Annotated in this window: 1 pseudogene; it reads left to right on the plus strand. The window is 30.2% G+C overall.

Features of this window, described 5'->3' with window-relative positions:
• Positions 1 to 13: 13 nt before the first annotated feature.
• Positions 14 to 248: pseudogene (locus ACWA1B_RS23280) on the plus strand (OmpA family protein); the annotation flags it as partial.

The raw sequence follows: 248 nt of genomic DNA on the forward strand, positions 1-248 counted from the left end.
TTTAATAAAACCTATGAAAGCTAGAAAATTAATTTTGATCTTTTTACTGTGTAGTTTTGTTTCAAATGTAAGTGCGCAAAGTCCATTTACAACTATGAACATCAAATATGCAGATAAAAAATACGAAGAGTACGCTTACGCAGATGCAATAAAAGTATACGAGAGTTTAGTAAATGATCAGACTACAAATGAAGGCGTGATTCAGCGTTTGGCAAATTCCTATTATTTTAATGGAGAATTGAAAAATG

The organism is Flavobacterium xizangense, assembly GCF_054075145.1.